We start from the raw sequence: 25,175 nt of genomic DNA, 5'->3' as shown, positions 1-25,175 counted from the left end.
GTAAGGAATACAGTCCCGTTCTGCGGTTACTTCATCATGCAACACAAGCATGTGCTCTTTCTCCGGGGTATAAATAACGGACAACAATGACAATCAGTAAAAAATGATCAGAAAGAGGGAGCGTCGATGTCAGGCAGATTAGTAAAAACAGTTCTGGGGGCAGGATTATTGTCACTGTGTTTTCCGTTGGCGGCAGCGCAGTACGATATTCTGATCCGCGGGGGAGAGGTCATAGACGGTACCGGCAAACCGACAGTGTCTGCTGATGTTGGTATTAAAGACGGCATCATAGTCGCTATGGGAAAGCTGTCAGCCAGTGATGCTGCACAAGTGATACAAGCAGACGGACTGGTGGTCAGCCCGGGGTTTATCGATCTGCATTCTCATGCCGAGCGCTCTGCCGCTACTCAGCCGGGGTTGGAAAATCTGGTTCAGCAAGGGATCACTACAATTCTTGGCGGTAATTGCGGGTTTTCACCGGTTCATACCGGCGAGTTTCTCGGGGAGGCTGCCACGACACCTCTTGGTCCGAATCTGGCGTTGCTGGTGGGTCACAATGATGTTCGCCGTGAAGTAATGGGTGAAGCTGGCAGACTGGCCACACAAGATGAAGTTAAGGCCATGCAGGCGCTTGTGGCCAAAGCGATGGAAGAAGGGGCATTCGGTTTGTCGACCGGCTTAAAGTATGTGCCGGGTGTCTACTCTGATTACGCTGAAGTAAAAGCTCTGGCCGGAACCGCGCACCAGTACGGTGGTATTTTTACTTCGCACATGCGGGATGAAGGGGCGCTCATCACTGAAGCGCTGGAAGAAGTTATTGCGATTTCTGAAGATACCGGCATCCCCGTGCATGTGAGTCATCATAAGCTGGTGGGATTGCCAAACTGGGGCCACAGCGAAACAACGCTGGGTATGATTACCGCCGCCCGTGAAAAGGGTATGGACGTGACACTGGACCAGTATCCCTATACCGCTTCATCAACCCGCTTCAGTATTTTGTTTCCGCCCTGGTCGCTGGCCGGTGGGCACGGAGAAGTGTTAAAACGTCTCGGTGACCCGGCAACACGGGAAAAAGTGAAAGCCGGTATTGAAAAGAACATTCGCGAAGACCGCGGTGGTGGCGATCCGGAAAGGCTGCAGATAGCCCATTTTGCTGCAAATCCGGAATGGGACGGACTGACGTTTGGTCAGGTACTGGCTCAGCAGGGCAGAGCGCAGACGTTGGCAAATGCAGCGGAACTGGCGATGGAAATTGAAGAGCTGGGGGGCGCGCAAGGCATTTTCCATGCTATTGACGAGAAGGATGTGGCACATATCATGGCATATCCGTTTACCTCCGTAGCCACAGACACAGCCGGTGCAATACCCGGTGAAGGAAATCCTCATCCCCGCAGTTACGGCTCCTATCCCCGGGTACTGGGTCGTTACGTCAGAGAGCAGGGAACACTGACGTTGCCTGAGGCAATTCATAAAATGACAGCACTGCCGGCACAACGCATGGATCTGACTGATCGCGGTACGCTGGCAGAGCAGTACCGTGCCGATATTGTGATTTTTGATCCGCAGACAGTGATTGATAATGCAACTTTTACCTCACCGCATCAGTACCCCACCGGTATAGAATATATCCTCGTGAACGGGGTTGTTGTCAAAACGCCGCAAGGCATGACCGGGCAGCATGCCGGAGAGATCCTGACTCACCGGGCGGGTAAAGTATGAGGGCCTTTATCTTTCAATGTTTGTCGCAAAGATTATCACTGCGTCGCCGCAAGGCCGGTTTATCCGGTATGATACTGATTGTTTTGATTAACAGCGGAGTTGCGGTGTCAGCAGAGCAGATTCAGATAACCGGATTAACACTTTATCCTGAAGGGATCCCCGGGGAAATAGCCCACACACCCACAGAGTTTCAGGGACGGGAGGTGATAAATGACCGCTCGGTTGTCGCAGTGGATTTTCCTGAGCTGACTATGGTCGCGCCTCCTGAGGATGAGCGGAACGGTACCGCTGTTATTATTTTGCCCGGTGGCGGTTATGAAAGGCTGGCCATCGATAAAGAAGGCTTTAATATCGCCCGCCGTTTCGCCGGGGCAGGTGTTACCGCATTTGTGCTGAAATACCGTATGCCACTGAAAGACATTATGCATAACCCGTCCTATGGTCCTCTTCAGGATGCGCAGCAGGCCATCAGTCTGGTGCGTCAGCATTCAAAGGAGTGGGGGATCGACTCTGACAGGGTGGGCGTAATGGGATTCTCTGCCGGTGGACATCTGGCTGCCACACTGGCAACTCAGTTCAAACAACCGGTGAATAAAGCGCATACGAAAAAAATCCTTCGTCCGGATTTCCAGGTGCTTATCTATCCGGTGATCTCAATGAAAGAAGATGTAACGCATCAGGGATCACGGCTGAATTTACTGGGCGAATCGCCGGACAACAGATTGATTTCAACTTTCTCCGCACAGGACAATGTCACCACTAATACACCGCAGGCTTTCATTGTTCACGCTAATGATGATAAAGCCGTGCCTGTAGGGAATGCGTTGCAATATCATGCCGCACTTGTGGAAAAGCGGGTGCCTGTACAGATGTTACTGCTGCCTGACGGCGGGCACGGATTCGGGATGAATCACCCGACTGACTGGTTCAGCAATATGCTGGAATGGATGGAAAACTTCGGGGTTATACCTGCCCGGGTGAAAAATCAGTGAGCGTGATGTGGCGCAGGTACTTACCTGCGCCATGGTTGCCCTGCGGGCAACATTTCAGATAATTATCTGTTCAGACCGTTATTTGTAATCGGCCGGAGCGTAACGGGCTAACCAGTGTGCATACTGTGTTGGCAGTACCCATGAAGGTGAGTCTTTACCCAGCTTTTTAGCTACATCATAGCTCCAGTGCGGGTTCGCCAGGTGCGCACGGCCTACCATCACCAAATCCAGCTGTCCGTCTTCAATGGTTTTATTGGCCAGCACCGGATCGTCAACACCCCATGCTGTAGCGACCGGGATGTCTGCTTCCTCGCGAATTTGTTGTGATACCGGCGCCAGGAAGGCAGGGCCCCAGGGAATATTGGCTTCAGGTGTATTGAAGCCAACCGATACACTGACAAAATCGACGCCGTGGTCTTTCATCTTTTTGATGAGCTCAATGGATTCAGGAACCAGCTTGTCATCGTTACCATCATATTCTATGACGCCTAAACGCACTGTTAATGGTAAATCTTCCGGCCACACGGCTTTAACTGCATCGATGGTTTCCAGCAGAAAACGGGCGCGGTTTTCAGGGCTGCCGCCATATTCGTCATCACGTTGATTGGCAACCGGCGACCAGAAGCTTTGCGCCAGATAGCCATGGGCAAAGTGTAGTTCCAACCACTTGTAACCGGCTTCGACAGAGCGTTTCGTAGCAGCAACAAAGTCAGCTTTTACCCGCTCGATATCTGCTTTCGTCATTTCCGTGGGTGTACGGGGTAAGTTCGCGCCAAACGGTACCGCTGACGGGCCGATGGGTTGCCATCCGCGGGGATCATCTTCTGCAATGTGGTCGTCACCTTCCCAGGGTTTGTTCGCTGACGCTTTTCTGCCGGCATGAGCAAGCTGAATACCCGGCACAGCGCCACCCTCATTGATGCGCTTAACAATGGCAGTGTGCCCGGGGGTATGCTCATCGCTCCAGAAACCGAGGCATCCCGGGCTTATCCGTCCTTCAGGGGCAATACCGGTTGCCTCTACGATCACAAGCCCGGCACCACCCCGTGACAATGACGCATAGTGAACCTGATGCCAGTCGTTAGGAAGACCATCGTCTGCGCTGTACTGACACATGGGCGGCACAGCAATGCGGTTTCTGAGTTCTACTGACTTTAGTGAATAAGGGCTGAATAAATCGGGCATAACGTTTCCTTTATGATAATGAGTTGGCCGGGAACAAAATGCTCCCCTGACTTGCTATCAGTAATAGGGGCGGTTTATGATTTTAAAAAGTGAATGTTTTCGAAAATATAATTCCAATTTATGAATATCGCATCAAAAGACTTTAACCTGTTGTATTTGTTTACTGTGCTTTACGAAGAGCGCAGCCTGAACAAGGCTGCTCTTCGCATGAACCTGAGCCAGCCCGCAATGAGCCACAAACTCAACAAGCTGCGTGGTGAGTTTGATGATCCGTTGTTTATCCGCACCGGACGCGGCTTTACACCCACGCCCAAAGCGCATCAGATGGCTAAACAGGTATGCTGTGTGGTGAAGTGTCTGGAAGAGTTCTACGTTAATGCAGAGGGTGATGCCATCGGACAGCGGGATGAGGCAATCCATATTTATGGTACCGATCTGGTGGATTTTTTACTCCTTCCCCGTTTACTGGATAAAGTACAGGCGGAAGCGCCGGGCGTAACTATCGTCATGCATAATACGTCCGGCCGTTTGCCTGTGCAGGCGCTGGAGCAAGGTGATTGTGACATAGCCATTGCCGGCTTTTTCAGGGATCTGCCCGAACATTTTTATCGTCAGTCACTCATGGTCACCCCCTACCGGGTGGTGCATGACAAAGCCCTTATCCCCGCCGGTACGCCACTGAATGTCCAAACTTATGCCAGCAAGCCCCATGTAGTGTCAACGCTGACCGGCAACCTTAACAGTGATGTGGACACTGCCTTAGCGGAAGCGGGGTTAACCCGGCGGGTGGTAGCCGGTGCATCAGGTTTCATGGTGCTACCGCGACTGGTGACCGGCCGCGAGGTTTTTCTTACTTGCCTGAAGCCCATCGCTGATTATGCAACCGCTACCTGTCAGCACCTTACCAGCCGGGAGCCGCCGGTATCGTTACCCGATGTGAAGATAGAGCAGGTATGGCATCCCCGGACCCATGAAGACGGCCTGCGAAAATGGATACGGGAGCAAATTAAAATTATTCTGAGCGAGGTGTGATAACCCGGGAAGAGAAGTGAACAAAAGAAATCCGTGATGACAGGAAAGCAGTGCACAAAAAAAAGGGCCGCTCAGTTGAGCGGCCCTTTTTCGTATTTACAAGTCTATAGCGCTAAGGCGAACAGTTTAGGCGCTACATCGTGGTAGTCTACCGCCATGGCAATGCTTAGGATCGTGATGTTCAGTATGGAGAAGCCGAACACCTGACGCGCCCAACGTGTCATGTCGATATCAGGGCGATAACCTCGTAGTGCCATCAGCAGCCACCAGAAACTGGTGGTACAGGCAACGGCCAGGAAACCGATACCTGTGTAACCTGCAATCGACAGCATCATGGTTACAATCGCGTATACCGCAATGTAAAGCACGATATGCAGTTTGGCTTTTTCGATACCTTCTGCAACCGGCAGTACCGGAATATTCGCCGCTTCATAATCTTTGAAACGGAAAATCGCGATGGCATAAGAGTGGGGCATTTGCCACAAACTAAACATCACCAGCAGAATGGCAGCGGCAGCATCGAACTGGCCACTTACCGCGCAGTAACCCACAACCGGGGGAACCGCACCGGACAAGCTGCCAACCAGTGTGCCGTACACAGAGTTACGTTTCATATACAGGCTATAAACGCCCACATACACGACATAACCCAGTGCAGCGAAAAACACCGCAGTGGCGTTGGTGTACGCCACCAGCAGGGCAAAACCCATCACACCCAGCACAATGCCATGCCAGAATGCGGCTTTCAGCGACATTTCCCCCGTCACGGTAACCCGGGAGCGGGTACGTTGCATCTTGGCATCAATATCCCTGTCAATGCAGTTATTAATTGCACATCCGGATGCAACAACCAGTGATAAGCCAATCAGCGTTGCCGCCATCAGCATAAAGTCAACGTCACCCCGTGATGCCAGCAGAAAACCACCGGCGACAGAGATCAGGTTGCCCATAATAATGCCGGGCTTAGTCACGGTTAAATATCGACGAAATACAGGTTTCATATTTCCAGTTTTCCTCGCATACGCTTTGGAAAATGTACCAGCCAGCAGGCTAGTACATCATCATCGCGTTAGACTCGTAAATGATCCAGACAGACAGACCGACTACCATGAAGATAATAAGCGCACTGAACAGGAACGAGAACGTGCTTGCACGGCCATCTTCGGTAACGAAGTTCAGGTGCAGGAAGTATTTGAGGTGAACCCAAATCTGTACCAGACCTAACGTAACGATACTCCAGATAGTGGTGCCTTTAGAGAAGTCGCCTTCCATAACCATCCAGAAAGGGATGACTGTCAGTATGACCGACAGTACAAACCCAATCACATAGGATTTCACATCACCATGGTCGTTTGCATGGCTAACAGCGTGAGAATCATGTTGACTCATTACAGTGCTCCCATCAGATAAACAACGGTGAATACGCAAATCCAGACGATGTCCAGGAAGTGCCAGAACAGGCTTAAGCAGCTCAGGCGCGTAACAGTTTGATCTTTCAGACCACGACGCATCACTTCGATGATCATGATGGTCATCCAAATCAGACCTGAAGTTACGTGCAGACCGTGCAGACCAACCAGCGAGAAAAACGCGGTAAGGAATGCGCTGGTATCAGGGCCGTTACCATGAACAATCAGGTGATGGAATTCATAGATTTCCATACCGATGAACACTGCACCGAAAACCCAGGTAACAGCCAACCACAACAGTGTGCCGCCTTTGTTTTGCTTGTGCGCTGCAATCATTGCGAAGCCGAAGGTGATACTACTTAACAGTAGTGCCGCGGTTTCAACTGCAACGAAGTCCAGTTCAAAGATGTCTTTACCAGACACGCCACCGGCAGTGTTCATGAACAACACTGCGTAGGTTGCGAAGAACGAGGCAAACAACAGACAGTCGGTCATCAGGTAAACCCAGAAACCGAATACGTTGTTATTCTCGTGATGCTCGTGGTCGTGATCGTGATGCATATCAGTGGCTACTGAGCTCATGCGTTCACTCCTTTAGCATTAGCAGACAAATGCTCTGCTTCGATTTTCTCTACTTCATCAACCTGTACGTAGTAATCTACGTCGCTGGTGTAACAGCGCTTGATGAATACTGCGATACCGCCGATGAAACCAACAGCTGCCAGCCACCAGATGTGCCAGATTAGCGCAAAGCACATCACAGTCAGACTCATGCTCATGAAGAAACCAGCAGAGGTGTTCTTAGGCATGTGGATTGGGGCATATTTCTCAGGCTTCTGATACGCATCACCACGTTCTTTCATGTCAGTCCATGCATCAATGTCTTTGATGTGAGGAATAACAGCGAAGTTGTAGTACTGAGGCGGAGACGCCGTTGACCACTCCAGCGTGTGACCATTCCACGGATCACCCGTAGTATCTTTAAGCGCTTCTTTGTTCTTAAAGCTGATGAACAGTTGCAGCAGCTGGAAGAAGATACCCGCAGCGATTACGAAAGCACCGAATGCAGCGATGTACAGCCAGATGTTCCAGTCAGGATTGTCAGTATGGTTCAGACGACGGGTCATTCCTAAGAAGCCCAGAACGTACAGTGGCATGAACGCCAGCATGAAGCCGATCTGCCAGCACCAGAATGCTGCTTTACCGGTTTTCTCATCCAGTTTGAAGCCCATTGCTTTCGGGAACCAGTAAGCAAAACCTGCCAGGTAACCGAATACCGCACCACCGATGATGGTGTTGTGGAAGTGAGCAATCAGGAACAAGCTGTTGTGCAGTACGTAGTCAGCACCAGGGATAGCAAGCAGTACGCCTGTCATACCACCGATGGTGAACGTTACCATGAAGCCTAACGTCCACAGCACAGGCGTAGTGATGGTCAGACGGCCACGGTACATGGTGAACAGCCAGTTAAACAGTTTTACCCCGGTCGGTACGGCGATAATCATCGTCATGATACCGAAGAAGGCGTTAACGTTCGCGCTGGAACCCATTGTGAAGAAGTGGTGTAACCAAACAATGAAGCCCAGGATTGCGATTGCACCGGATGCGTAAACCATCGACTTGTAGCCGAACAGACGCTTCGCCGTGAAGGTGGAAATGATTTCCGAGAAGATACCAAATGCTGGCAGAACCAGAATGTATACTTCAGGGTGACCCCACGCCCAGAACAGGTTGATGTACATCATCGAGTTCCCACCTAAATCATTGGTGAAGAAGTGGAAATCAAGATAACGGTCAAGCGTAAGCATCGCCAGTACTGCAGTCAGAATAGGGAATGACGCAGCGATCAGGATGTTACCCCAGGTACAAGTCCAGGTGAAGATAGGCATTTGCATCAGTTTCATGCCTGGCGCACGCATCTTGAATACAGTTACCAGGAAGTTAACCCCGGTCAAGAGCGTCCCGAGCCCCGATATCTGCAAGGCCCATATATAGTAATCAACCCCGACACCCGGTGAATACTCCAGACCCGCCAGCGGCGGATAAGCAACCCAACCGGTTTTCGCAAACTCACCCACACCTAAAGACAGGTTGATAAGAATTGCACCACCAGCGGTCAGCCAGAAGCTCAGGTTGTTCAGGAACGGGAAGGCAACGTCACGCGCACCAATCTGCAGCGGCACGATGATGTTCATCAGGCCCACCATGAATGGCATCGCCATAAAGATGATCATGATGACACCGTGTGCGGTGAAGATTTGGTCGTAGTGTTCCGGTGGCAGATAACCTTCTGCACCGTTTGTTGCCGCAGCGAGCTGCGTACGCATCATAATGGCGTCGGCAAAGCCGCGCATAAGCATGATAAGTGCCAGGATAATATACATAACACCCAGGCGTTTGTGGTCGATGGACGTGATCCAGTCGCGCCACAGCGGACCCCATGCTTTGTATTTGGTGATCAGACCCGCGATCACCAGACCGAGTACTGCAACAACCCCAAGCGTAACCATAACGATTGGCTCGTGGTACGGTACAGCCTCTATAGATAACTTACCTAAAAAAGACATACTTACTCTTCAACCCCCATGTGATGGCCGTTGTGCTGCATCGCTTCGGCTTTTTCGCCGGTAGCGGCATTAGCAGGCTTACCATAGAAATCCATAGAGCCATGATCTTTCATGTACTTCATGATGATTTCGTGGAACAGACCGTCGCTAACCGTGCTGTAATAAGTTACAGGGTGGTTTTCACTATCTTCAGCTAATTGTGTAAAGTTCTCAGAAGTCAGGGAACCGCCTTCTGATTTTACTTTCTGAACCCAGGCATCAAAGTCGGCTTCAGTTGGCGTAGCAATGGTGTCGAACTTCATACCAGTGAAACCCGCACCGCTGTAGTTCGCAGAAATACCTTTGTAGGTACCCGGCTCATCAGCAATCAGGTGTAACTGAGTTTCCATGCCTGCCATTGAGTAGATTTGGCTACCCAACTGAGGAATGAAGAACGAGTTCATTGTGCCTTCAGAAGTGATTTTGAATGAAACTGGCTTGTCAGCCGGAATCACCAGTTCGTTAACCGTTGCAATGCCTTGCTCAGGATAAATGAACAGCCATTTCCAGTTGAGTGAAACCACTTCAACAGTCATGTGCTCGCCTTTATCTTCAAGCGGTGCATAAGGGTCTAATGCGTGGGTTGATTGCCACGTAATGATGCCCAGTGCAATGATGATCAGAATTGGAATAGACCAAACCGTGGCTTCAATCCTGGTAGAGTGAGCCCATTTCGGTGTGTAGACTTCAAAGTCGCGGCTCGCGCGGTATTTCCAGGCGAAATACAGCGTCAGTACAATCACCGGAATAACAACGATAAGCATCAGAATCGTACACAGAATGATCAGGTTCTTTTCTTCAATACCTACCTGTCCTTTCGGATCAAGTACGCCACCGCTACAACCGGCCAGTAACAGCACGATTGACGCAAAAGCTAATTTAGAAAGGTTACGAATAGACAAAAGCATTTTCCTATAACCCGGGTTCAACGTTATTGCCGTCACAGACGACACGCGTAATATTCCGATAGTGACTATCGAAGGTTTTCGAACAAGTGAACACGGCGTGAACCAGCAGAGGAGTGACCCGCGACGCGCTCTTGATTACAGACGTACCTGAGGCACGTCTGTAATCAACAGAAAATCACTTGTCAGAAGGTGGTGCGCGACTGCCGGATTGTTGCACAAACGGCTGTCGGTAATCGTCGTTAACGATTAAAACTGGTTTCGGGGAGGCAGCTACACCGGCGCGCGTTAACGGGGCGGGCTGTAGATGAATACCCAATAAACAGATAAGCAGGACTGCTGAAAAGAAGAACACAGATAATGCTTCGTGCATCACTGCCAGGGAATGAGGTTCGACAACAAGGTTGTCATGCAGGGCACCAACAAACTCCGATGAGTCCGCCATGATACCGCTGATAATTAAAGACACATTGAATACCAGTACGAGGGTCGCCAGCCAAAGCACCACCCCAACACGCGTGGTGCTGTCAATTGCCATACGGTTTAAGGAAACCGCATAAGCATTGTTGGTGAGCAATGAGGTAATCATGCTGACTATCTGTCCTCGTGTGTACCGGTCATGCTGAATTGTCTCGAAACGACATTTCAACAGGAAATTAGTCTTCGGGCGTCAGAGAGTAGAGAAAAATCACCCGGGACTCAAGTGAAGTAAAAGAGACTGAGAACAGATTTCCGGCAGGCGTGAAAACACCTTGTGATCGCTGTTAACATTTTGTTTTCATTTGGGGCGGGGTTGATCCATATCAATTTCAGACAATATGAGTCAATATCCGACCTGATCGCTCCTAAGGTCTTATGGACGCATGACCAAAGTCGTAGTTTTTTCCTTTTACCCTTACCGATAGTCCCTGATTTTGTTGTGGATTTAACAATCGCGCAACAATAGTTAAATAGTGGAAATATTCAGATAAGGAGCGTGAACCTGCGATTTTTGCGACTACGATTCGGTTGTTTTTTGTTCGTTAGTGAACGTTTTTGCGGGCCGGATGGCGTTGTTGAAATGAAACCAGCCGGTAAAACTGTAGAGAACAGCAATGCCAAGTACCAGCAGGTGATACCATAAATAAGGCAGGTAAGCTGCTGTGGTCACACCCAGGGTAGTGGCCATGAATACCCCTCCGTCTGACCACGGAATCATCGGTGTCACCACCGTTCCGCCGGATTCTGCATTACGGGACAGTACCCGCCGGTCCGTACCCGTCGCATTATAGTTTTTACCGGTAATCGTGCTGGCGGTAATGAGCGATACATAGGCCGCTCCACCCAATATATTGCCAATGATCCCTGCCAGTAGTGTGGATAAACCCAATTTTGTCACGTTATCAGCCCAGCGTTGCAGTGAGGTGGTAATGGTAGTCAGTACACCGGTGGCTTCCATCAGGCCGCCGATGCCCAGAGCCAGAATAATAAGCAGAATATTTGGCAGCATAGACACCATACCGCCGCGGTTCAGCAGCACGGCGATAACATTGTCATCAGATTCGATGTGGCTTCCGCCGTACAACGTTTCCAATGCCGGTATGACATCCTGCTGCTGAAACAAAACTGCCCAGACAACGCCAAGTAAAGCACCAAAAAAGATAACCGGAACCGCCGGCTGACGAAGAATGAGCAGGGTGATGACCGCCAGTGCGGGCAAAATCATAAACGGACTGACCGTAAACCAGGCATCTATAACGGCCATAACTTCTGTTGCCCGTCCGGTACTTCCCTGATGGCCTGTGAGAATGCCGGTGAACAAAAACAGGGCACTGGCAATCACAATTGCAGGTACACTGATATAAAGCATGGATTTAATATGTTCGATGAGATCGACTCTGCACAATGAGGCCGTCATCACGGTTGTGTCAGACAGCGGGGATAATTTATCTCCCACATAAGCCCCTGATATGGCAGCACCGGCGACAAGAGGAGCGGGCAGACCAAAGCCTTCACCAATCCCCATCATGGCAATGCCTGCGGTACCGATAGTACCGAAGGATGTACCGGTCGCCAGGGAAGTTACCGCACAGATAAAAAAGGCGGCGAACAGGAATATCTGAGGTGTCATTACAGACAAACCGTAATAAATAATGGACGGCACAATGCCGCCGGCCATCCAGCTACCAATCAGTGCGCCCACTGCGATGAGTACAAGAATAGCTTCCATTCCCTGAGAGATGCCGCTAAGCAGTCCGTTTTGCATAGATTCATAACTACGACCGAGCCATTTCCCCAGCCCGAGAGTGGCAAACCAGGCGCCCAGCAGCGCCAGCTGAATGGGAAGCGGAGTATATTGGGTCATAACAACTATCATCAGAATAATTACGCCGGCGAGTAATCCGACCTGGAGCAGAGAAGGTTGTCTGACTGTTTGCATGATTCTGCATCCTTGTATCTGTCCCGTTCCTGCTGATAAAAGCGGGCTCCTTTATTATCTTAGTGGCCGGAGAGGGCAGGTAAGTTAATCTAAATCAATAGGTTATTATTCTGTTGGTTAATTTCTACCCTATCGGAATCCACGACGCAGCGCAATCGCAACATCGCGCAATACTGACTGCTCAACGGAAATTACCAGTCTTGTATGAAAAACAGCTATTGCTGATAACAAATGCTGCTGGCAAAGCCGTGACTTTCTTTATAGACTGCGGCCTTTACAACAGGTTTCCGGTGAACAACGGCAAAAGATAAAGAGCCCGCAAGAGGTTTTGCCGTCAGACAGGCGCCGGGAAGGACACAAGAAGGGTTCAGAGAATGTCTCAAAATAAAGTTGGTTTAGTTGGCTGGCGCGGTATGGTCGGCTCTGTATTAATGCAAAGAATGCAGGAAGAAAACGATTTCTCATTCATTGAGCCAACCTTTTTCACGACCTCTCAAAAAGGGTTACCTGCGCCGGATTTCGCCGGTAAAGATTGCGGTGTACTGGAAGATGCCAATGACATTGAAGCACTGGCAAAGCAGGATATTATTATTACCTGTCAGGGTGGTGATTACACTAAAGAAGTCTATCTGGCCCTGCGGGAAAGCGGCTGGAATGGCTACTGGATTGATGCTGCCTCAGCACTACGGATGAAAGATGATGCGGTGATCATTTTAGATCCGGTAAACCGTGGTGAAATTGATAAAGGTCTGCAGGGCGGCGTTAAAACTTATGTAGGTGGTAATTGCACAGTATCGCTCATGCTGATGGCGCTGGGTGGTTTGTTTGAAGCAGATCTGGTTGAGTGGGCATCGCCTATGACTTATCAGGCAGCTTCCGGGTCAGGTGCAAAGCACATGCGTGAATTGCTCAGCCAGATGGGTGCTGTGTACGGTAATGTGAAAGCGTTGGTCGACGACCCGTCAACAGCTATTCTCGACATCGACCGTCAGGTTGCTGAATTTATCCGCTCTGATGATAACCCGACAGAACAGTTCGGTGTGCCGCTGGCCGGCAGCCTTATCCCGTATATCGATACACAACTGCCGTCAGGTCAAAGCCGTGAAGAATGGAAAGCGCAGGCTGAAGCCAACAAGATCCTGGGTACTCAGAACTCACCGGTGCCGGTAGACGGATTATGTGTTCGTGTTGGTGCAATGCGCTGTCATAGCCAGGCCATTACTCTGAAGCTGAAAAAAGACCTGAGTGTTGAAGAAATCGAAGGTTTACTGGCGAAGCACAATGACTGGGTGAAAGTGATCCCGAATGACCGTGAGATCACCATGCAGGAGCTGACGCCGGCAAAAGTAACCGGTACTTTATCGATTCCTGTAGGTCGTATCCGTAAACTGACAATGGGACCGGAATACATTTCTGCCTTCACTGTCGGTGATCAGTTATTGTGGGGCGCGGCTGAACCGCTGCGTCGCATGCTGCGGATTATCCTGGACGCATGAAACGTTAAAAAAGCACAATACGGAAGGGCGATGTGAAAACATCGCCCTTTTTGTTTGGTCCGGAATTCCTTTTACCATTGGCTACTGGTCTTTGTCTGACTTCGCCTCTTCTTCGTTGAGATCGGTGACAGATACCGAGCCCCGGGCCACAGCGAACCGGGTACGCAGATCATCAAGTACCGCCAGTTGAGACGGTGATAAACGGGTGCTCGCCGGCGTTTTAGAAACCCATTCCTCCATCATATGAGTGGGAACTAATGCGCTGCCGCTCACTACAACTGAATCTAACATAGCCGCACTGTTGGTCGCACCAGACCCGCCGTAACTACGCTGATCACCCATTACGCTTGCCAGTTGCCAGTCTTTCATGGCGAAATCCAGCGATTTTGCCTTATCGATCTCCTCAGTCATTTCACCGCCGAGATACGTCAGGATATGCGCTTTCAATGCCGCCTCATCGTTATTAAACCAGTTCAGGTTGCGCTCATAGAACACTGAAACTTTGCCGTCGTAGTAGGTGCCACGATTTGAATTAATAAATTCAGTGGCAGACTTTTTCAGTGTCCGCCATATTCCGCGACTACGGAATGCCCGTTTCTGGATGCCGGGGCCGCCAATATTGCCCTGAAACAGGCCATACAGGATAAGCGGATTGCTGTCATATTTTTCCTTCAGGATTTTGTCTTTAATGTCATTCAGGCTTAGAGGGATACCTGCCACTGTCATGACTTTGTCATCAAGGAAATACTTATCTTCGTCAGGATTGAGGTAGCGACTCATGCTATAGACCGGATAGCGTTTAGCAATCTCATTGAGCATGGTGAAGTTATAGAGGTTCAGCCAGTATGCCAGTTGCTCATCTGCACTGAGAAGAGGTAAAGGAATGTCATCGGGCAGGGACATCAGACTGGCCTGCATATCTGCCAATGTGGAAACCACCTGTTCATTATCAAAGGCGGTGAAGTAGAATTTATTACCCTCCAGTACCGTCAGCGGATTAATGCGCACTTTCAGGCGTGTCCCCACTCTGGAATCTATGTTCTCCGCTTTTTGCCTCTCAGACCAGCCGGTCACAGAAACAAATGTTTTTAAAAATGTGTCCAGATCATCATATTGCAGATATAGCTTGTTGTCTTTTGCGTGGCCTCTGAACACTTCCGGTACACCGGCTTCTCCGGCGTAACTCAGCAAACTGATGAACAGGAATGCAAAGCACAGGCAACAGGCATTCTTCATCACAATAATCCTTTTGCTTGAACACTTTATGTACTGTCTTTTATACGCCCCGGGACAGGGGAAAGCAAACCGGGGAGAGCCGGTTATCCCAGGCATGTCCGGAAGTCTGCCGCACTGAGCATGGCACCGGAAGAAAAAGGCCGGGAGCCGATGGAAGTAACAAAGATGTTACTGTAATGTGTCATTCAGCAGATTAGGGACACACTTATCTGTAAACCCCGGGAATTTTGTTAAGGATGGTCTGTGAAAATCAATCAACATAAAAAATTGCTGCTGGCAGTATGTGCATTGTCAGCCTTTAGTGCCGGTTCGATGGCTGCAACATCTTCATCTCAGCAAAATGTGCTGACCGCAACTGAAGTCAAAGAGGGCTGGAAGTTGCTGTTTGACGGCAAGACACTGGATGGATGGCACTTATTTCAACATCCTGATGCTAAGCCTTCATGGATAGTGCAGGACGGCACTATTACTGTTGATCTGCGTACCAGCGGTGTTCAGCATGGCGACCTGACATCAGATGCTGAATTTGAAAACTATGAACTGGCTTTCGAATGGAAAACAACCGTAGATGGTAACAGCGGTGTATTTATCAATGTGCAGGAAAACCCGGAAAATCAGCTAGCCTGGCAAACCGGACCTGAATATCAGCTCCTGGGTCCTGAACATATCGATAATAAAAAGCCGGCGAAAAATCCGGGTTGCCTGTACGGTTATTCCGCACAGCTTACACAAACTTCTGTGCATGAGCAGGGGCAGTGGAATCAGTCGGTTATCAAGCAAAATAAAGGTGGAGTGGCCTTTTACCTGAATGGCAATTTAACCGCGAAAGTTGACCTTGCCAGTCAAAAATGGAAAGACTGGGTATCTCAGTCCAATTTTAAAAGCTTTGCTGATTTCGGCAAGGCTACCAAAGGGCACATCGTGCTGCAGGAGTGGACCTCGCCGGTAGCTTTCCGGAATATCAAAATAAAAGAATTGTAAGCTGGCTACAACGAAGCGGCGAAACGGGCTTCCGGCGCTCAGGCGGCAGCCTGTTTAAAGCCAGTAACGCTTTGAGAGCCATCAGCGTTTGTACTGTGTCGGGCAGTAAGCGCGCTCAATGCAAGGATGACGTAACTTCAGATGTTTAGTTTGTCTTCCCTGCATACGTTTCCGCCACATGCGGAAGGATGATGGTTTCATCTCCTTTCGCATGAGCTTTATTACTGCGGACTCATTGAGTCCGTATAGTATCTCTAATGCTTCAAACGGGGTTCTGTCTTCCCACGCCATTTCTACTACGCGGGACAATTCTGCCGGTGTCATACGAGCTCCTGTTTAACGGGCAGTTAGCATAGCGGATATCAGACAGTACAGAACAAGTCTGCGGTATGGTTTAATGATATTTAATGTCTGGCTCAGCGGTGAGAGTGTTTCTTTGCATTTTTATTCTCTTTGAGGTTCACTGTTTGCAATTATTTTTCTCTTTCGCCGGACTTGCAGCTAAAAAATGCGGGAAGATTCCCTGCTGGTGCTTTTATACTGACTTCATACAAACCATAAACGGACCTCACTATGAAAAACTGGGTTGCAGAGGCGATCAGAAAAATTAATGCGGATTTTCAGCGCTCCGCTGATACGCACCTTATTAAGCTTGAAGGACTTAATCTGAAGGGTATTGATATCTATCTGAAAGATGAGAGTACCCATCCCACCGGCAGTTTAAAGCATCGTCTGGCCCGTTCCTTATTTCTCTATGCCCTTTGCAACGGCAAGATTGGTGAAAACACGACTATCGTAGAAGCATCCTCCGGCAGCACAGCTGTGTCTGAAGCGTATTTTGCCCGAATGCTGGGTATTCCGTTTATCGCAGTGATGCCCCGCAGCACGGCACAAAGCAAAATTAACCTGATTACCCGTTTCGGCGGGCGTTGTCATTTTGTGGAATGTCCCACCCATATGCACGATGAAGCCGTCCGGCTGGCGCAGGAGTGTAACGGCTATTTTATGGATCAGTTCATGTTCGCTGAGCGTGCCACTGACTGGCGGGGTAATAACAACATTGCTGAAAGTATTTTCGGCCAGATATCGGCTGAACCTCACAGTGTGCCCCATACCGTGGTCATGAGCGCCGGTACGGGTGGTACCTCAGCGACGATTGGCCGTTATATCCGTTACAAGGGGCTGGCGACCGAACTGGTTGTTGTGGATCCTGAGCATTCCGTGTTTTACGACAGTTATCAGTCCGGAGACCGCACGTTAACCAGTCAGCGGGGGAGTGCCATTGAAGGTATAGGAAGGCCCAAAGTAGAAGCGTCCTTTCAGCCGGATGTCATCGACAAAATGCTGAAGGTGGAAGACAAAGCCAGTATTGCCACCATTCACTGGCTGGCAGATATTGCAGGGATCCGCGCCGGCGCCTCTACCGGTACTAATTTGTGGGGCGCATTGCAGGTGGCTGAAGGAATGCAATCCCGGGGAGAGCAGGGGTCTATTGTTACGCTGATGTGTGACAGTGGTGAGCGTTATCTTGATACTTACCACAATCTGCAATGGGTAGAGAAAATGTTCGGGGACATCAGCGCTTACACTGAGCAGTTGCAAAAATTTGCATAAACCGGCTGGTAAAAATGACGCTTTGAACAATACTCAAAACAGGTATGAGTTTGGATAAAGTGATCTCACAGGTTGAAACAGTCAGGTTTAACAGGTGTCTTCACTGCCGCATTGTTGTTCTCACCCTGCAATAATGCCAGTGACGACGTCCCCGTGGAATTTTCAGGGTTCGCCCGCGTGGTGGCCGGCTATCTGGATACTGATCAGGCTTACTTTGAAGGCTATGAGAATAAAGTCAGTTTCTCAGAGAAGTCATTGCTGGGCTTACAGGCTGATTATGCCCTGACCGGCACGGTATCGGTCTCCGGGCAGGTGCTTCTGCACAGTGATGAAAGTCGCGGTTCCGGGCTGGAATGGCTCTACTTAAGCTATGAACCCAATGCAAACTGGCAATTCAAAGCAGGCCGGTTGCGTACACCTTATCTCCAGTATTCTGACGTATTTGACGTGGGATACGCCTATCCCTGGATATCTCCTCCCCGACAGCTGTACGGCAGCTATCTGTTCTTTCCCCGCTACGAAGGAGGGAACGCCCGCTATCAGTTCAATATTGACGATATCTATTTTGGACTGGAAGGATACTACGGCTCTTTTTCTGACGACATTGAAGCCAGCGGTGAGAGCTTTCACATTGAGGTGAAAGAGATGTACGGCGGTATCGCCGAAATCAGTTACCGGGGCTGGCAACTGCGCGGTGCAACGTTTATTTCTGCCGACGCGGAAGCGGATATTGCCGGTCTCGGAGAACTGACCGGCGGACTGAAAGCCGCCGGATTTGATGATTTAGCTGATTATTTTTCATTAATGGGACGGGTAGATGCCTACCTTGTAGGAATAAGTTACGACAGCCTGGACTGGTTTATGTCTGCAGAGTATGTAGACGTGGAATCCACCATTAATATTCTGGCCGGTATCGAAAACTACTATGTCACGCTGGGACGCTATTTCGGTGATTACCAGTTACTCGTGACTTACGCCAAATCCAATCAGATTTTGGGGGAACTGAACAACACCATTCCCGTTGGCCTGGACCCTCAGCTCGATATGCTCTACTACGGCGTGGAGCAACTGCAGGCAAGATTTCCCACCGATGTGCTGGATTCTGTCACTCTGACCGGGCGATGGGACTTCCGCCCGGGCATGGCTCTGAAAGCGGAAGTAACGTTTTTAGACGGTGAGCCCGGCAAAACCTCTTTGTTCGAGTTAAAAGCGGGCTCCGAAAACTTTGACCGTCAGGCCGTGTTGTACCAGTTCGGACTGGAGTGGGTATTCTGATGAAGTTGATGAATCTTACTCTCACCCTTGCGCTGTTAATGTCGTCACAGCCTGCAAAAGCCAGTGATGAGATTATCGTGGTAGCAAATCTTGCAGAGCCGGCAGGCAACATGCAAAAGCATGAAGTGCGCAATCTGTTTATGGGCGGAGCTTCGTCCGGGCTTGAACCGGTGACACTTGTCCCCGGCGCGCAAACCAGGCTTATCTTTAATGCACGAATAGTGGGCCTCACAGAGTCACGCATTCAGTCTTACTGGGCGCAAATGCGGTTCAGCGGCAGAAATAAGGCACCGGTTCAGGTGCAATCTGTGGATGCTATGATGGAATACTTGCTGGAAAATCAGGGTAGTGTCGGCTATCTCCCTGCAGATGTGACGCTGCCGGAAACACTGACAGTGCTGTACACCTCGGGCTGAAAAGTGGTTATGCTACAAACTATGCTGGCTTTCGAGGGCGGGAATTAACCCGTCCTCTTCATCATTTTCACAAATCGGCTCTGGCCGGCCGTAATAATAGCCTTGTAGAAGGTGGCATCCGTGATCAATCAGAAACGTTGCCTGGTCCAGGGTTTCAACGCCTTCGGCGCACACTTTCAGTTTCAGGTGACGTGCCATCTCAAGAATGGTGACGGTGATAAGTTCTGAACGTTGTGATACACCAATCTGACTGACAAACTGACGGTCGATTTTCAGCGTATCAATGCTGAATTCGGTGAGATAGCTTAAAGAAGAATACCCTGTACCGAAGTCATCAAGTGCTATTTTGCATCCCAGTGCGCGAAGATCGTCAAAAAACGCATTCCCCGCCTGAAAACTTTTAAGGTAGGCTGATTCCGTAATTTCGAACTCTATGGCACCGGCCAGTCCGCCCAGTTCACGGATTTTTTTCAGCACAAAAGCGGTGACCGTTTCGTCCTTTAAATCATTGGCTGACAGGTTCAGGGAAATCGTTGTGGTTTCTCCGTATTGTCTGAGAATGTGTTTTACGTCCTTGCATACCTGCGCCATGACCCAGAGTGTGATAACTGATATTTTGTTACTCTGCTCGGCTATGGGTATAAATTCTGCCGGTGACACCATGCCAAGGTGAGGGTTATACCAGCGGATCAATGCTTCAAAGCCCACTACCTTACTGCTCTGATCCACTTTGGGTTGATAGACAAGGAAAAATTCATTGTTTTCTATCGCCGTGTGAATACTGGTAGAGATGCGGATCATACGGTGGTTGTCGTCCTGCATCATGCGGGTGAAAAGCGTGAACTGACCCCGCCCGTTTCGCTTGGAATGATACATGGCAATATCCGCATTGCTCATTAAGGTGGTCAGGCTGAAGTCGCAGTCCTTCGCCAGCGCAATACCGATGCTTGCGCCTGTTTCCAGTTTCCATTGATCAACCTGTTGATCACTGCCGATAGCCTCAACCAGCCGTGCTGCGACTTCTTCAACCTGTTCCACCGAACTGCATTCACCAAGAATAATGACGAATTCGTCGCCGCCCAACCGGCCGACAACATCATCCAATCTCAGGCTGTCACTGATCACATCAGCAATTTTACAAAGTAATTTGTCTCCCACATCATGGCCGAAGGAATCGTTCACCATTTTGAACCCGTCGAGATCAAGAAAGAGCAGAGCCACATCTTTTTCTTCCCGCTTGGCTCTGGCCAGTTCGATGTTCAGACACTTCATTAAAAACTGCCGGTTGGGCAATCCGGTAAGGGGGTCGAAGTTCGCCAGCTTTTCCATTTGTTCCTGCTGACGGGTAAGTAACTTATTTTTCTGCCGGTTAAGTTCGGTTTGTTTGTTGATGTCTGACATCATGCTGTTAAAGCCGTGGGTGAGGGCTTTGATTTCCGACTTACCTTCAATGCTTACTTCTATGGCGTAATCTTTGGTTTCTTCTACCCGGCGCATCTTCTCGATGAGTTTAAATAAAGGTTGCAGGGAGCGGCGTTGTAACTCCAGTACAAGAAACACTGCGGTGAGCAGAATGAAAATAACAAAGGGCACAATGGCAACAACGAACTTTCTCTGACTGTCTGCAAGTGACTGCTCAATAAGATAGGAAATCACAAGTTTGCCCTGAGGCAGGGCCGGGTCACCAATTATTTTAACCACGCGGATATGGCTGTCTTCAATATGAAGTCCGTAGTCCAGTTCGTGCAGGAGAATATCCCCGGCTGAACTTTCATTCCCTGCATGTTGCCTGTGTTTAATTAGTGCAGAGCCGATGTAAGCACTAACTATCTCGCCTTGCGTATTATAGACGCGGGCAAATTCCACATTGTCATATTCATCTAAACGCAGAAGTACACTGATGAGCGGGAACTCATCATCTGCGGTCATGTGTGGCAGCAGGTCATTGGCCAGGTTCTCAGACAGAGCCTGCAGCTCCTGAGAGACAAATTCTTCGTAAAGACCTTCGTAAACACGCAACGACACCCACATCACCAGCGCGCTGATGACGGTAATAGAAATAAGCGTTATTGCCGCAATTTCTGTGCGAAGGCTTTTCAAACATTAACCCCGGATGGCGTGACGTTTTATATGCTTGGTCTGTTCTGAGTATAGTCACTGATTTATAAAGCGCATTGGTGTTGCTTGTGCAATTTCCTGCATGGCGATTTTATAATCATAAATATAGAAAATAACGGGCCGGTGAAGATTAAAATTCTGTCATTGAAAACCGGTTAAAAAATAAGCTGGCTATTTTGATGAACAACTGGTAACATCGCCGCGCCTTTTGAAGGTCCTATTCAAACTTGTTAATGCTATTTCTTTATATTCTTTGTAAGTCTTCACAGAATTACTTCCGGAAAACTACTGATCTACGCCTGTTCCAAACCTGAAAGACCTCATACGTAAATAGGCGTATTTAATTTAACTTATTATTTTTTGGAGTAATTTATGTCTCAGGTAACTGGTACAGTAAAATGGTTTGACGAAGCTAAAGGTTTCGGTTTTATTTCTCAGGAAGGCGGTAAAGACGTTTTCGTACACTTCCGTGCGATCAAATCTGACGGTTTCCGTTCTTTAAGCGAAGGTCAAAACGTTCAGTTCACTGTCGAACAAGGCAACAAAGGCCCACAGGCTGCTGACGTAGTAGTACTGTAAGCAAACGCTTATCCTATTTATAACGGGCGCTCACTGGTAGCGCCCGTTTTTTCTGTAAGTCATTTTTTCCATTCTTTGAGGTTTTCATGCAGTTTTCTGAACTGGGCTTAAGTGCACCGTTATTAAAAGCGGTTTCCGCACTTGGGTTTGCGTCTCCGTCTCCTATTCAAAGCCAGGCTATTCCGGTCATTCTGTCCGGTAAAGATGTACTGGCTGCCGCGCAAACCGGTACAGGTAAAACAGCAGGCTTTGCACTACCGATAATGGAAAAACTGTCTTCAGGGCAAAAGCCAGGTGGTAACAATGTCAGAGCGTTGATTCTGACACCAACGCGGGAATTAGCCGCGCAGGTAGAAGACAATATCCGTGGCTTCAATGAATTTTTGGATTTAAAAACTACCGTGGTATTTGGCGGAGTCGGTATCAACCCGCAAATGAAACGCTTGCGTGGCGGTACTGATATTTTGGTAGCCACGCCGGGACGTCTGTTGGATTTGTACCAGCAAAACGCGGTGAAATTTGATCAGCTTGAAGTACTTGTGCTTGATGAAGCCGACCGCATGCTGGATATGGGCTTTATTCACGACATCAAACGTGTGCTGAAGCTGTTGCCGGCCAAACGTCAGAACCTGCTTTTCTCTGCCACGTTTTCGCCTACCGTGACGGCTCTGGCAGAATCGATTACTCAGTCAGCAGTTAAGATTTCCGTTGCGCCTCCGAACACCACCGTGGAAGAGGTTCAGCAGATCCTCGTCAATGTGGATAAATCGAAGAAGGTTGGCGCGCTGACTGCGTTGATTAAGCAGCAGAAATGGCGTCAGACACTGGTCTTTTCCCGTACCAAGCATGGTGCTAACCGGATTGCTACCCGCCTGACCAATTCCGGTATTCCAAGCGCTGCCATTCACGGCAACAAAAGCCAGGGCGCCCGAACCCGTGCACTGAGCGAATTTAAAGACGGTACAGTCAATGTGCTGGTGGCAACAGATATTGCAGCACGTGGTATTGATATTGCCCAGTTACCGGTGGTGGTGAACCTGGATTTACCTAATACCGCAGCCGATTATGTGCACCGCATTGGCCGGACAGGTCGTGCCGGTGCCAGCGGTCAGGCATGGTCACTGGTCAGTGCTGATGAATTACAACAACTTAAGGATATTGAAACCCTTATCCAGAAGTTGCTGCCGCGGGAAACCTTAAGCGGATTTGAGCCGGATCTTAAGTTAGCAGAGACTACCTTGTCAGCGCCCAAAAAACCTAAGAAACCGAAGAAGCCTAAACAGCAAAAAGAGGCAAATGCCGGGGATAAAAAGCCGCAAGCCAAGGCTTCGCCATCCCGCCGCAGGCCAGCCCGCAGAAAGCCTGCGAGGGCGTCAACGGGTTCGCACGCTTCTTAATTTAGTGTATAGTGCGTGGCCTGAAATTTCGTCAGTACAACCTGCCAGAGAGACCTATGAGCGGACAAATCGATACACAGTCTTTGATTTCCTCGTTAGGCGACGTCGTTGGACAAGCCCACTTACTTACCGATAAAGAAAAGAAACAGCCTTATTGTAAAGGATTTCGTTTCGGTTCCGGTGAAGCACTGGCCGTGGTTCGCCCGGCAACATTAGTGGAAATCTGGCGGGTACTGACGTTATGTGTGGAAGCGGATGTGGCCGTTATCATGCAGGCTGCCAATACCGGTTTAACCGGCGGGTCAACGCCGGATGGTAAAGATTACGACCGTCCGCTGGTGATCATCAGCACCATGCGTATTGATGATATACAGCTGATCGACGAAGGTAAGCAAATTGTCGGTCTGGCGGGCAGCACACTGTTTGGTCTGGAAGAGAAGCTCGCGCCTTATGGCCGTGAGCCTCATTCGGTGATTGGCTCGTCCTGTATCGGCGCATCTATTGTCGGCGGGATTTGCAATAACTCCGGCGGTGCGCTGGTTAAACGTGGCCCGGCGTATACAGAAATGTCCCTGTTTGCCCAAATTGATGAGAGCGGCAAGCTGTCGCTGGTGAATAATCTGGGCATCAAACTGGGCGATACGCCGGAAGAAATTCTGACCAACCTGCAACAGCAAAACTACGCAGCAGACGATGTGGCTTTCCCTGAGCTGAGAGCATCTGACAACGAGTACGATGAGCGGGTGCGGGATGTTAATTCGGACACGCCTTCACGGTTTAACAATGACGGCCGCCGCTTACATGAAGCCAGTGGCTGTGCGGGTAAACTGGCAGTATTCGCTGTACGCCTTGATACCTTTCCGATTCCGGACAAAAAGCAGGTGTTCTATGTAGGCTCCAATGATGCCGCTATGTTCACCCAAATCCGCCGGGATATTCTTTCTACCTTTAAAAACCTGCCGGACTCCGGTGAATATCTGCACCGCGACTGCTACGACGTATCGAAGAAGTACGGTAAAGATATGTTTATCGTCATCAGCAAACTGGGGGCGAAATTCATCCCTAAGCTGTTTGCCTTTAAACGTAAGTTCGATGCCTTCACTGACAAACTGGGCTTTTTGCCAAACAAAATGTCAGACCGCACCATGCAGTACTTAAGTTATCTGTTCCCGGGCCATTTGCCGGCCCGCATGGAAGTGTATCGTGATAAGTATCAGCATCACTGGATTTTAGAAATGAGTAACGACGGGGTAGATGAAGCCCGTGCGTACCTGGATAATTTCTTTAAAACCCATGAAGGCAGCTATTTCGAATGTACTGAAGAAGAAGCGGATAAAGCGATACTGCACCGGTTTGTTGCCGGTGGGGCTATCGGCCGCTACCACATTATGAACAGCAAAAATGTGGGTGCGATGATGACAATCGATGTGGCATTACGCCGTAACGATCCCGACTGGTTTGAAGAGCTGCCGGCAGAAATCGATGAGCAGGTTGATACCAAACTCTATTACGGCCATCTGTTCTGCCACGTTATGCACCAGAACTACGTGTTGAAGAAAGGCGCGGATGCGAAAGTGCTGAAAAACAAAATACTGCAGACCTTCGATGCGCGGAATGCTGAGTACCCCGCAGAGCATAACGTGGGGCATGAGTATTTTGCCAAAGACGCGCTGAAGTCGTTCTATCGCAAGCTCGACCCGACCAACAGCTTTAACCCGGGGATCGGTAAAACCACAAAACTGAAAAACTGGGCTGAGCACAGCGACAGCTGTTGTGGTGGTCACGATTAGGGTGGC

At 49.5% G+C, this 25,175-nt stretch carries 22 protein-coding genes; 11 read left to right on the top strand and 11 right to left on the bottom strand.

Annotation, left to right across the window (positions count from 1 at the left end; translation table 11 throughout):
* The first annotated feature begins 126 nt into the window (after nt 1-126).
* Both J3369_RS17065 and J3369_RS17060 read left to right on the top strand, forming a co-directional pair.
* Nucleotides 127-1,719, top strand: a complete 1,593-nt coding sequence (locus J3369_RS17065; protein WP_349589128.1) for an N-acyl-D-amino-acid deacylase family protein — start codon at nt 127-129, stop codon at nt 1,717-1,719.
* A 104-nt stretch (nt 1,720-1,823) separates the two neighbouring features.
* Complete coding sequence (locus J3369_RS17060; RefSeq protein WP_349589125.1) at nt 1,824-2,711, top strand: alpha/beta hydrolase; 888 nt, start codon at nt 1,824-1,826, stop codon at nt 2,709-2,711.
* Between the two features lie 78 nt (nt 2,712-2,789).
* On the opposite strand, the gene J3369_RS17055 is transcribed toward J3369_RS17060, so the two are convergent.
* Nucleotides 2,790-3,896 (bottom strand): NADH:flavin oxidoreductase/NADH oxidase, encoded by a 1,107-nt coding sequence (locus J3369_RS17055; RefSeq protein WP_349589122.1) that lies wholly within the window; start codon nt 3,894-3,896, stop codon nt 2,790-2,792.
* Between the two features lie 120 nt (nt 3,897-4,016).
* Here J3369_RS17055 and J3369_RS17050 point away from each other — a divergent pair, with 120 nt between their 5' ends.
* The gene (locus tag J3369_RS17050) at nt 4,017-4,928 is read left to right on the top strand and encodes a LysR family transcriptional regulator (RefSeq protein WP_349589119.1); all 912 of its coding nucleotides are present in this window, start codon (nt 4,017-4,019) and stop codon (nt 4,926-4,928) included.
* 104 nt (nt 4,929-5,032) lie between these two features.
* On the opposite strand, the gene cyoE is transcribed toward J3369_RS17050, so the two are convergent.
* The 7 genes from cyoE to nhaC form a co-directional block, all read right to left on the bottom strand.
* Nucleotides 5,033-5,929: a heme o synthase gene (cyoE, locus tag J3369_RS17045; RefSeq protein WP_070126333.1), complete on the bottom strand. Its 897-nt coding sequence runs from the start codon at nt 5,927-5,929 to the stop codon at nt 5,033-5,035.
* Nucleotides 5,930-5,978: 49 nt separating this feature from the next.
* Nucleotides 5,979-6,317 (bottom strand): cytochrome o ubiquinol oxidase subunit IV, encoded by a 339-nt coding sequence (cyoD, locus tag J3369_RS17040; RefSeq protein WP_070126334.1) that lies wholly within the window; start codon nt 6,315-6,317, stop codon nt 5,979-5,981.
* Nucleotides 6,317-6,919, bottom strand: coding sequence for a cytochrome o ubiquinol oxidase subunit III (gene cyoC, locus J3369_RS17035; protein WP_349589114.1), 603 nt, complete (start codon nt 6,917-6,919; stop codon nt 6,317-6,319). The genes cyoD and cyoC overlap by 1 nt, the downstream gene beginning before the upstream one ends.
* The gene (cyoB, locus tag J3369_RS17030) at nt 6,916-8,904 is read right to left on the bottom strand and encodes a cytochrome o ubiquinol oxidase subunit I (RefSeq protein ID WP_349589112.1); all 1,989 of its coding nucleotides are present in this window, start codon (nt 8,902-8,904) and stop codon (nt 6,916-6,918) included. Before cyoB ends, cyoC begins: the two co-directional genes overlap by 4 nt.
* 2 nt (nt 8,905-8,906) lie before the next feature.
* Nucleotides 8,907-9,845 (bottom strand): ubiquinol oxidase subunit II, encoded by a 939-nt coding sequence (gene cyoA, locus J3369_RS17025; RefSeq protein ID WP_349589109.1) that lies wholly within the window; start codon nt 9,843-9,845, stop codon nt 8,907-8,909.
* Between the two features lie 181 nt (nt 9,846-10,026).
* Nucleotides 10,027-10,437, bottom strand: a complete 411-nt coding sequence (locus tag J3369_RS17020; protein WP_349589106.1) for a hypothetical protein — start codon at nt 10,435-10,437, stop codon at nt 10,027-10,029.
* Nucleotides 10,438-10,845: 408 nt separating this feature from the next.
* A complete protein-coding gene (gene nhaC / locus J3369_RS17015; RefSeq protein ID WP_349589103.1) occupies nt 10,846-12,267 on the bottom strand; it encodes a Na+/H+ antiporter NhaC in 1,422 nt (473 codons plus the stop codon).
* Nucleotides 12,268-12,641: 374 nt separating this feature from the next.
* Here nhaC and asd point away from each other — a divergent pair, with 374 nt between their 5' ends.
* A complete protein-coding gene (asd, locus tag J3369_RS17010; RefSeq protein ID WP_349589100.1) occupies nt 12,642-13,763 on the top strand; it encodes an aspartate-semialdehyde dehydrogenase in 1,122 nt (373 codons plus the stop codon).
* An 81-nt stretch (nt 13,764-13,844) separates the two neighbouring features.
* On the opposite strand, the gene J3369_RS17005 is transcribed toward asd, so the two are convergent.
* A complete protein-coding gene (locus J3369_RS17005; RefSeq protein WP_349589097.1) occupies nt 13,845-14,999 on the bottom strand; it encodes a DUF547 domain-containing protein in 1,155 nt (384 codons plus the stop codon).
* 243 nt (nt 15,000-15,242) lie between these two features.
* Between J3369_RS17005 and J3369_RS17000 the strand changes: the two genes are divergently transcribed.
* A complete protein-coding gene (locus J3369_RS17000) occupies nt 15,243-15,980 on the top strand; it encodes a 3-keto-disaccharide hydrolase (RefSeq protein ID WP_349589094.1) in 738 nt (245 codons plus the stop codon).
* A gap of 81 nt (nt 15,981-16,061) precedes the next feature.
* Here J3369_RS17000 and J3369_RS16995 read toward each other — a convergent pair whose 3' ends face one another.
* A complete protein-coding gene (locus J3369_RS16995) occupies nt 16,062-16,304 on the bottom strand; it encodes a TIGR03643 family protein (RefSeq protein ID WP_349589092.1) in 243 nt (80 codons plus the stop codon).
* 249 nt (nt 16,305-16,553) lie between these two features.
* Between J3369_RS16995 and J3369_RS16990 the strand changes: the two genes are divergently transcribed.
* The 3 genes from J3369_RS16990 (at nt 16,554) to J3369_RS16980 (ending at nt 19,285) form a co-directional block, all read left to right on the top strand.
* On the top strand, nt 16,554-17,594 hold the full coding sequence (locus J3369_RS16990; RefSeq protein WP_349589089.1) for a PLP-dependent cysteine synthase family protein: 1,041 nt from the start codon (nt 16,554-16,556) through the stop codon (nt 17,592-17,594).
* Nucleotides 17,595-17,666: 72 nt separating this feature from the next.
* Nucleotides 17,667-18,869, top strand: coding sequence for a hypothetical protein (locus J3369_RS16985; protein ID WP_349589086.1), 1,203 nt, complete (start codon nt 17,667-17,669; stop codon nt 18,867-18,869).
* Complete coding sequence (locus J3369_RS16980; protein ID WP_349589084.1) at nt 18,869-19,285, top strand: hypothetical protein; 417 nt, start codon at nt 18,869-18,871, stop codon at nt 19,283-19,285. The genes J3369_RS16985 and J3369_RS16980 overlap by 1 nt, the downstream gene beginning before the upstream one ends.
* Nucleotides 19,286-19,297: 12 nt before the next feature.
* Here the strand turns inward: J3369_RS16980 and J3369_RS16975 are convergent, their stop codons facing one another.
* The gene (locus J3369_RS16975; protein ID WP_349589081.1) at nt 19,298-21,385 is read right to left on the bottom strand and encodes a putative bifunctional diguanylate cyclase/phosphodiesterase; all 2,088 of its coding nucleotides are present in this window, start codon (nt 21,383-21,385) and stop codon (nt 19,298-19,300) included.
* A gap of 390 nt (nt 21,386-21,775) precedes the next feature.
* On the opposite strand from J3369_RS16975, the gene cspE reads away from it, so the two are divergent.
* The 3 genes from cspE (at nt 21,776) to dld (ending at nt 25,169) form a co-directional block, all read left to right on the top strand.
* A complete protein-coding gene (cspE, locus tag J3369_RS16970; RefSeq protein WP_303572635.1) occupies nt 21,776-21,982 on the top strand; it encodes a transcription antiterminator/RNA stability regulator CspE in 207 nt (68 codons plus the stop codon).
* 86 nt (nt 21,983-22,068) lie between these two features.
* Nucleotides 22,069-23,379 carry a DEAD/DEAH box helicase gene (locus J3369_RS16965; protein ID WP_349589078.1) on the top strand — a complete coding sequence of 437 codons (1,311 nt, stop codon included), beginning with the start codon at nt 22,069-22,071 and terminating at the stop codon, nt 23,377-23,379.
* A 56-nt stretch (nt 23,380-23,435) separates the two neighbouring features.
* Nucleotides 23,436-25,169: a D-lactate dehydrogenase gene (dld, locus tag J3369_RS16960; RefSeq protein WP_349589075.1), complete on the top strand. Its 1,734-nt coding sequence runs from the start codon at nt 23,436-23,438 to the stop codon at nt 25,167-25,169.
* Nucleotides 25,170-25,175: the final 6 nt, after the last annotated feature.

The sequence above is a fragment of the Alteromonas sp. NFXS44 genome, assembly GCF_040148705.1.
Lineage (GTDB): Bacteria > Pseudomonadota > Gammaproteobacteria > Enterobacterales > Alteromonadaceae > Alteromonas.
This window is presented reverse-complemented; position numbering and strand designations above follow the sequence as displayed.